General features: G+C 69.0%; 8 protein-coding genes. All 8 read right to left on the bottom strand.

The genetic code is table 11. The annotated features are described in order from the left end of the window. Positions 1–78: 78 nt before the first annotated feature. Positions 79–1,302, bottom strand: a complete 1,224-nt coding sequence (locus tag GBZ26_RS25100; RefSeq protein WP_345772069.1) for an FAD-dependent monooxygenase — start codon at positions 1,300–1,302, stop codon at positions 79–81. Positions 1,303–1,388: 86 nt separating this feature from the next. Beyond that, complete coding sequence (locus GBZ26_RS25095) at positions 1,389–2,153, bottom strand: ABC transporter ATP-binding protein (RefSeq protein WP_174441170.1); 765 nt, start codon at positions 2,151–2,153, stop codon at positions 1,389–1,391. Continuing rightward, entirely contained in the window at positions 2,150–2,962 is an 813-nt protein-coding gene (locus tag GBZ26_RS25090; RefSeq protein ID WP_174441169.1) for an ABC transporter ATP-binding protein, read from the bottom strand. Before GBZ26_RS25090 ends, GBZ26_RS25095 begins: the two co-directional genes overlap by 4 nt. Then, positions 2,959–3,930, bottom strand: a complete 972-nt coding sequence (locus GBZ26_RS25085; RefSeq protein WP_174441168.1) for a branched-chain amino acid ABC transporter permease — start codon at positions 3,928–3,930, stop codon at positions 2,959–2,961. The genes GBZ26_RS25090 and GBZ26_RS25085 overlap by 4 nt, the downstream gene beginning before the upstream one ends. Position 3,931: 1 nt before the next feature. Further along, complete coding sequence (locus GBZ26_RS25080) at positions 3,932–4,804, bottom strand: branched-chain amino acid ABC transporter permease (protein WP_014200179.1); 873 nt, start codon at positions 4,802–4,804, stop codon at positions 3,932–3,934. Positions 4,805–4,902: 98 nt separating this feature from the next. Beyond that, positions 4,903–6,039, bottom strand: coding sequence for an ABC transporter substrate-binding protein (locus GBZ26_RS25075; RefSeq protein WP_035682982.1), 1,137 nt, complete (start codon positions 6,037–6,039; stop codon positions 4,903–4,905). Between the two features lie 268 nt (positions 6,040–6,307). After that, positions 6,308–6,697, bottom strand: a complete 390-nt coding sequence (locus GBZ26_RS25070) for a hypothetical protein (protein WP_174441167.1) — start codon at positions 6,695–6,697, stop codon at positions 6,308–6,310. 93 nt (positions 6,698–6,790) lie between these two features. Further along, positions 6,791–7,069 carry a hypothetical protein gene (locus GBZ26_RS25065; protein WP_174441166.1) on the bottom strand — a complete coding sequence of 93 codons (279 nt, stop codon included), beginning with the start codon at positions 7,067–7,069 and terminating at the stop codon, positions 6,791–6,793. Between the last annotated feature and the right edge of the window lie 15 nt (positions 7,070–7,084).

The raw sequence follows: 7,084 nt of genomic DNA, 5'->3' as shown, positions 1-7,084 counted from the left end.
CCGCTGCGCAGGGGAGGGAGTTTTGTCCCCTCCCCCGCTCAGCGGGGGAGGGTTAGGGTGGGGGCAACGTCATCCAACTCACGCCACGAGGCGCGGCTTGGCGGAGAGGTTCGGCCGGAAGGCGCGGGCGTCGTACTGGTAGACCCAGTTGGCCTGGATGCCGGTAGCCTGCGGGTTGAACAGGCCGCGCAGCCAGTACATGAAGTCGCGCTTCGCCTGGGCCAGCGGGGAGGGCAGGTGATAGGTCCGCCCGCGCTCCCGCGCCTCCAGCTGGACGCGGCTGGTGCGGGGAAGCCGCTCCGCCTCGTAGTCGCGCAGCGCAGACGCCACGTCGCTCCCATGCCCCTTCAGGGATTCGGCCAGCACATAGGCGTCCTCGATCGCCATGGCGGCGCCCTGCGAGAGGAAGGGCAGCATGGGGTGTGCCGCGTCGCCCATCAGCGTGATGCGGCCCTTCGACCAGCTCGTCATCGGGTCGCGGTCGAACAGGCCCCACTTGTAGACCTGGTCCACCTTGCTGAAGAGCGTCTCCACATTGCGGTGCCAGCCGCGGAAGGCGCCGAGCATCTCCTCCTTGCTGCTGGGGGCGTTCCAGGACTCCTCCACCCACTCCTTGGTCTCGGCGACCGCCACGATGTTCACGGCCTTGCCGCCGCGCACGTAGTAGGTCACGACGTGGCTGTGCGGCCCGAACCAGAAGGAGGCGTCGGGGCTGACATAGTCCACCACCCCGCCGGTCGGCACCACGGCGCGGTAGCACATGTGGCCGGTGAAGCGCGGCGCCTCCGGCCCGAAGAGGGCGGAGCGCACGACGGAGCGCACGCCGTCGGCGCCGACGATCAGGTCGGCCTCGTACTCGCTGCCGTCGCTGAAGCTGGCGACCGCCGAGTTCTTGTCCTGGCGGACGCCGGTGCAGCTCACCCCGAAGTTGGCGACGCTGTCCGGGACCAGCGAGGCCAGGATGGCGTGCAGGTCGGCGCGGTGGATGTGGATGAAGGGCGCGTCGTAGAGCACCGGGCAGGTCTCGATCAGCGGCGTGCGGAAGGTCTCCCGCCCGCTGCGCCAGTTGCGCCCGACCAGCGACTGCGGCAGGAAGCCGGCGGCCAGCATCTTGTCGAGAAGCCCCAGCGACTTGATGACCTTCACCGCGTTCGGCGTCATCTGGATGCCGGCGCCGATCTCGCCGAAGCCCGGCGCCCGCTCGAACAGGCGGACCTCGAAGCCGCGCTGGAGCAGGCTGCCGGCCAGCGCGACGCCGCCGATGCCGCCGCCGACGATGCCAATTCGCATGTTGGTTCGCACTCTTGCCTCCTGAAGGACGGCGACCGAGAATTGTTCGGTCGTTCGTTTAATTATTTGTGACACGGCCTTTCGCCGTCGCTGTGGCCTCAGCCGCCCAGATAGGCGCGCAGCAGGTCGGGATCGCCGCGCAGCTCCGCCGAGGGGCGGCTGGCGGTGATGCGGCCCGTCTTGACCACATAGGCCCGGCTGGCGACGCCCAGCGCGTTGTGGATGTTCTGCTCGACCAGCAGGACGGTGACGCCGTGGCCGTTGACGGAGCGCACCACGTCGAACACCTCGTCGGCCATCTTCGGGCTGAGGCCGAGGCTGGGCTCGTCCAGCATCAGCAGCCGCGGCTCCGACATCAGCGCGCGGGCGATGGCGAGCATCTGCTGTTCGCCGCCGCTGAGCGTTCCGGCCATCTGGCGCGACCGCTCGCGCAGGCGGGGGAAGCGGTGGAAGGCCATGCCGATGCGCCGCTGCACCTCCTCGCGCGAGCGGCAGAGATAGGCGCCGAGCGCAATGTTCTCCTGCACCGTCATGTTCGGCCAGACGTGCCGTTCCTCCGGGCAGTGGGCGATTCCGGCGGCGACGATGCGGTCGGCGGGCAGGTTCGCGATCGACTTGCCGTTCCAGACGATGGTGCCGGAGCGCGCCTTCAGCAGGCCGGAGATGGCCCGCAGGATGGTGCTCTTGCCCGCACCGTTGGCGCCGATCAGGGCGACCGTCTCGCCGGCCCGCACGTCCAGCGACACGCCGTGCAGCGCCGCGGTGGAGCCGTAGGCGACGTGCAAGCCCTCCACGGCGAGGACCGGCGCGTCGGCGGCCTGCGCGATGGCGGAGGGCGAGGGGGATTCGGAGAGCAGCGTCATGCGGCGGCCTTTCCGAGATAGGCTTCGGCGACCTGCCGGTTCTCCAGGATCTCGGCCGGCCGGCCCTCGACCAGCTTGCGGCCGAAGTTGAGGACGACGATCCGGTCGGACACCGACATGACCAGATCCATGTTGTGCTCCACGATCAACAGGGCGTCGATGCTGCGCCCGACCAGCGTCTTCAGCACCGCGCCGAAGGTCCCGGCCTCGTGGCTGTTCAGCCCGGCGGCGGGCTCGTCGAGCATCAGCAGGCTGGGCTTGGCGGCCAGCGCCACCGCGACCTCCAGCAGGCGCAGCTCGCCGCAGGACAGCAGATGCGCCGGGGCGTTCATGCGCTGGGCGAGGCCCATGGTCTCGACGATGGCGGCGGCGCTCTCCCGCGCCTCCCGCTCGGCGCGGCGCACCGCCTCGCCGGGGAAGAAGGTGGCGAGGAGGGATTGGCGGCTCGCCATGTAATGGCCGGTCAGCACATTCTCGAAGACCGTCAGCCGCTTCATGACGCTGGTCTTCTGGAAGCTGCGGACGAGGCCGAGCCGGGCGATGGCGTGGGGCTTGCGGTTGGTGATGTCCTGCCCCTTGAAGCGCACCCGCCCGTTGCTCGGCGCGTAGAAGCCGGTCAGCATGTTGAAGCAGGTCGTCTTGCCGGCGCCGTTGGGGCCGATCAGGCCGACGATCTCGCCGGGCTCGATGTGGAAGCTGAAGTTCTTGACCGCGGTGATGCCGCCGAAGGTCATGGTCAGGTCGTCGGCGCGCAGCAGCGGCTGCCGGTTCGCGGTCGGCTCGGTGATCGGCTTGGGGGTCGCCGTCATACGGTGCGCTCCTTCGCGGCGTTGAGGGTCGGCTTGGCGGCCTGCTGCTCGCGGCGCAGGGCGATGAAGCCCATCAGGCCGTTGGGCAGGAACAGGACGATGGCCATGACGATCAGCCCGAACAGGGTGAGGCGGAGTTCCTGCACCTCGCGCAGATATTCCTCCAGCACGGTCACGATCACAGCACCGGCCAGCGGGCCGATCAGCGTGCCCTTGCCGCCCAGCAGCACCATGATGATCATCGTCGCCATGAAGGCGAAGCGGAACACCTCCGGCCCGACGAAGGAGATGTAGTGGGCGTAGAAGCCCCCGGCCAAGCCGGCCAGGAAGGCGCCCAGCACGAAGGCCTGCATGGCCGTGCCGAAGGGATCGACGCCGATGGACTGCGCGACGTAGCGGTTCTCGCGCACCGCCACCGCTGCCCGCCCCGCGTTCGAATAGACGAAGCGGTAAGAGAGGTAGAGCGCCACCGCGGCGATGCCCAGAACGATCAGGAAGAAGCCCGCCTTGTTGGTGACGGCCACGTCCCCGAACAGATTCTGGCCGACGCCCGCCAGCCCCATCGGGCCGTTGGTCACCGCGATCCAGTTGTTGGCGACGATGCGCAGCACCTCGGCGAAGGACAGGGTGACGATCACGAAGTAGGGGCCTTGCAGGCGCAGCGTGATCGCCCCGATGGCGAAGCCGAAGACGGCGGAGACCAGCCCGGCCAGCGGGATCGTCACCCACATCGGCATCCCCGCCTGGGTGGACAGCAGCGCCGCCGTGTAGGCGCCGGTGCCGAGGAAGGCGGTGTGGCCCAGCGAGAACTCGCCGACATAGCCGACCACCAGATTGAGGCTGCTCGCCAGCACCGCGTAGAACAGCGCCATGATGGCGAGGTGCAGGATGTACTGGTCCGACACCGCGAAGGGCAGAAGCGCCGCCCCCGCCAGAAAGGCCAGGAGGATGTTGCGTTCCAGGGTCATGTCAGGCCCTTTCCGTGCGGATCGAGAACAGGCCCTGGGGCCGGAACAGCAGGATCAGGATGACCAGGACGAAGCCGATGACGTCCACCATGCCCATGGAAACGTAGCCGCCCCACATCGCCTCGGCGACGCCCAGCAACAGGCCCCCGGCGATGGCGCCGGCGAAGCTGCCCATGCCGCCGAGGATCACCACGACGAAGCTCTTCAGGCTGATGAGTCCGCCGACCGACGCCTGGGCGGAGTAGATGGAGGCCAGCAGCATCCCCGACAGCGCGGCCAGCGTGCAGCCCAGCGCGAAGGTGGCGGCGTAGACGTGGCCGGTGCGGATGCCGGCGAGGCTGGCGGCCATCGGGTCCTGGAAGGTGGCGCGCATCGCCGCCCCCAGCCGGGTCCGGCGGATCAGCAGATGGGCGCCGACGATCAGCGCGATGCCCACCGCCACGGCGAGCAGGCGCAGCTTGGTCACCGCGATCGGGCCGAAGAACAGCGGCCCTTCGGCGACCGCGCCGGCCACCTTCATCGGCGCCGGGCCGACCAGCAGGAGCGTGCCGTTGACCAGGAAGATCGACAGGCCGATGGTCAGCAGGATGCCCGGCTCCTCACCCTGGCCGCGCACCCGCTCGATCAGGAAGCGGTCGACCAGCCAGCCGACGGCGGCCATGAAGGCGGCGACCACGATCAGGCCGCTGAAGAAGTCGAGGCCCAGGTAATTGGTGACGAACCAGCCGCTGACCCCGCCCAGCATGTAGAACTCGCCATGGGCGAAGTTGACCACGCGCATCAGGCCGAAGATCAGCGTCAGGCCGAGGGCGGAGAGCGCGTAGAACACGCCCATCACCAGCCCGTTGGCCAGGAACTGCGGAAAGAGATCCATGACGTTCTCGCAAAAGCAGGCCCGCACAAACGGTGCGTTGGATCGGTGCGCGCCGCGGGAACGGTGCCGTCACGGCAGCCCCGCGGCGCGTCCGCCGGTCAGTGCGGCGCGTCCACCGGGGTGGAGGCGATCACCTTCGGTTCGCCCTTCTCGATCCGCACCAGCACCGCGTCGAAGCCGTAGGCCTGGCCCTTGTCGGTGAACTTGTAGACGCCGTTCGGCGCCTCGTAGCTGGTCTTGGCGAGCGACGCCCGGATGGCCTCGGCGTCGGTGCCGCCGGCCCGCGCGATGGCCTGTCCGGCGATGTTCAGCGCGTTGTAGCCGGCGGCGCCGTACTTGCCGGGCTTGATGCCGTACTTCGCCTGGTATTTCTGGACGAAGGTCTGGTTGCGCGGGGTGTCCATGCTGGAGGCGTAGGGGACGGCGGCGTGGATACCCTCCGCGGCCTCGCCGGTCAGGTTGATGAAGTCGGCGGTGGCCCAGGAGCCGACGCCGAACACCTTGGTGTCCAGCCCCATCTCGCGGATCTGCTTGACCAGGATGGAGCCGTCCTGCGTCTCCGCGGCGACGAACACGCCGTCCGGCTTGGCGGCGCGCAGCTTGGTCAGCAGCGTGAAGAAGTCGGTGGCGCCGTGGTCGAAATACTCGGTCAGCACCGTCTTGACACCCAGCGCCGTCAGGTCGCGGGAGAACTCCTCGACCCCGCCGCGGCCCCAGTCGTCGTTGACGCCGATGTAGGCGACCTTGGTCAGCTTCAGGTCGTTGGCGAGGATCTTGGCGAAGGCCTCCGCCATCAGCGCGTCCGTCTCGGCGGCGCGGAAGAAGTAGGGATTGCCCTGCTCCGTCAGGCTGGCCTTCGACGACACGCCGGTGATCAGCGGCAGCTTGTACTTCTGGGCCACCGGCATGATCGCCGCGGTGGCGGAACTGCAAAAGGCGCCGACCAGCGTGACGACCTTGTCCTTCTGCACCAGCTTCTCGACGGCGTTGACCGAGTTGGCCGGGGTGCACTGGCCGTCCTCGACGATCAGTTCGATCTTCTTGCCGAGGACGCCGCCTGCGGCATTCATTTCCTCGACGGCGAGCCGGGCGCCTTCCACGACGGACTTGCCGTTGTAGGCGACCGATCCGGTCAGCGGCTGGACCAGCCCGATCCTGACCGTGTCCTGCGCCTGCGCCGGAACCGACGCGGCGACGCCGGTCAACAGCAGGCCGCCCAGTACCACGTTTCTCATCTCTCCCTCCGCGTTCGACGGTGATGTCGCGATGACGGCGAATGACGATTCCCTGTCGGCGCCCCGCCGCTCTCGGCGTGGGCGCGTCGGCCCTTTTTGGGAGAACGCGTGCCGTCCGATGCGGCAACCGTTCCCGTGTTTTATTATACGGCCAATTAATTATTCAGGGATGCTAACGGTCGCGTCGCGGCGCTGTCAATCGCTTTTCCGATGAAGGCGGTTGGGGATTTTTTGCGGCTGTGTTTTGGCGCCGTGTCCGGCGCGCTCCTCAGCGGAGCGCGTCGAGCGTGTCGGCGTTGGGGCAGAGCCGGGCGTGCTCCGGCTGCGTGCAGCCCTCGGCCAGCAGTTGGCGGCAGGTGCGGACGCCGCGGCAGAGCGCGCAGACGCGTTGCAGGTCGTTCATCAGGTCGGGGCGGTCCTGCTCCACCGCGGCGCCGTCGACGCCGTGCAGCGCCATCGCGGCGGGCAGAAGCGCACCGACATGGCCGGCGCGCAGCACGGCCGGGGCGGTCAGGTCGGTCAGCCCGGCGTCGGCCAGCACGCGGTCGCGGTCGTGCGGCGCCAGCGTCTGGAGCGCGTCCAGGGACCGCGCGCCGCGCCAGCCGCGCAGGAGTTTCGCGCACAGGCCCTCTTGCGGCGCGGGGGCGGGGGTGGTCATGGGAGTCTCCGAGGCTGATTATTAATCGTTCGATTAATATTTGCCATCGGAGCGCCCGGCGCCTTGATGTGGATCAGCCCCGCCCGCTTTTCGTCACGGGGTTGGACGCGTCCCGACGCAGCGCACGGCGTAGCGCCGGAAGCCGAAGCCGGACTCGCCGTCGCACCGCTCGACCACGAAGGCCGCGCGTCGGGTGACGATGCGGCTTCCCATGGCGAGCGGGGCGTCGTGCGCCAACTCCAGCATCATGCGCTGCTGGCGCTGGGGGTGGGACAGCAGCAGGGCGCGGGCCTTGCCCAGCCGCCGCCCCTCCGCGTCGCGGCAGCGGGCCGGGACCTCGAACATCCAGAAGGCGAGCGCGGCTTCGGACATGGGCGGAGTCCTTGT

Source organism: Azospirillum formosense (genome assembly GCF_013340925.1).
Taxonomy (GTDB): domain Bacteria; phylum Pseudomonadota; class Alphaproteobacteria; order Azospirillales; family Azospirillaceae; genus Azospirillum; species Azospirillum formosense.
Note: the sequence above shows the minus strand (reverse complement) of the source record. Positions and strands in the feature narration are given on the sequence as shown.

What these genes read in the sequence shown, in the direction of transcription:
- GBZ26_RS25095 (WP_174441170.1), bottom strand. Translation starts at nt 2,153, where the DNA reads ATGACGCTGCTCTCCGAATCCCCCTCGCCCTCCGCCATCGCGCAGGCC.
- GBZ26_RS25090 (WP_174441169.1), bottom strand. Translation starts at nt 2,962, where the DNA reads ATGACGGCGACCCCCAAGCCGATCACCGAGCCGACCGCGAACCGGCAG.
- GBZ26_RS25085 (WP_174441168.1), bottom strand. Translation starts at nt 3,930, where the DNA reads ATGACCCTGGAACGCAACATCCTCCTGGCCTTTCTGGCGGGGGCGGCG.
- GBZ26_RS25080 (WP_014200179.1), bottom strand. Translation starts at nt 4,804, where the DNA reads ATGGATCTCTTTCCGCAGTTCCTGGCCAACGGGCTGGTGATGGGCGTG.
- GBZ26_RS25075 (WP_035682982.1), bottom strand. Translation starts at nt 6,039, where the DNA reads ATGAGAAACGTGGTACTGGGCGGCCTGCTGTTGACCGGCGTCGCCGCG.
- GBZ26_RS25070 (WP_174441167.1), bottom strand. Translation starts at nt 6,697, where the DNA reads ATGACCACCCCCGCCCCCGCGCCGCAAGAGGGCCTGTGCGCGAAACTC.
- GBZ26_RS25065 (WP_174441166.1), bottom strand. Translation starts at nt 7,069, where the DNA reads ATGTCCGAAGCCGCGCTCGCCTTCTGGATGTTCGAGGTCCCGGCCCGC.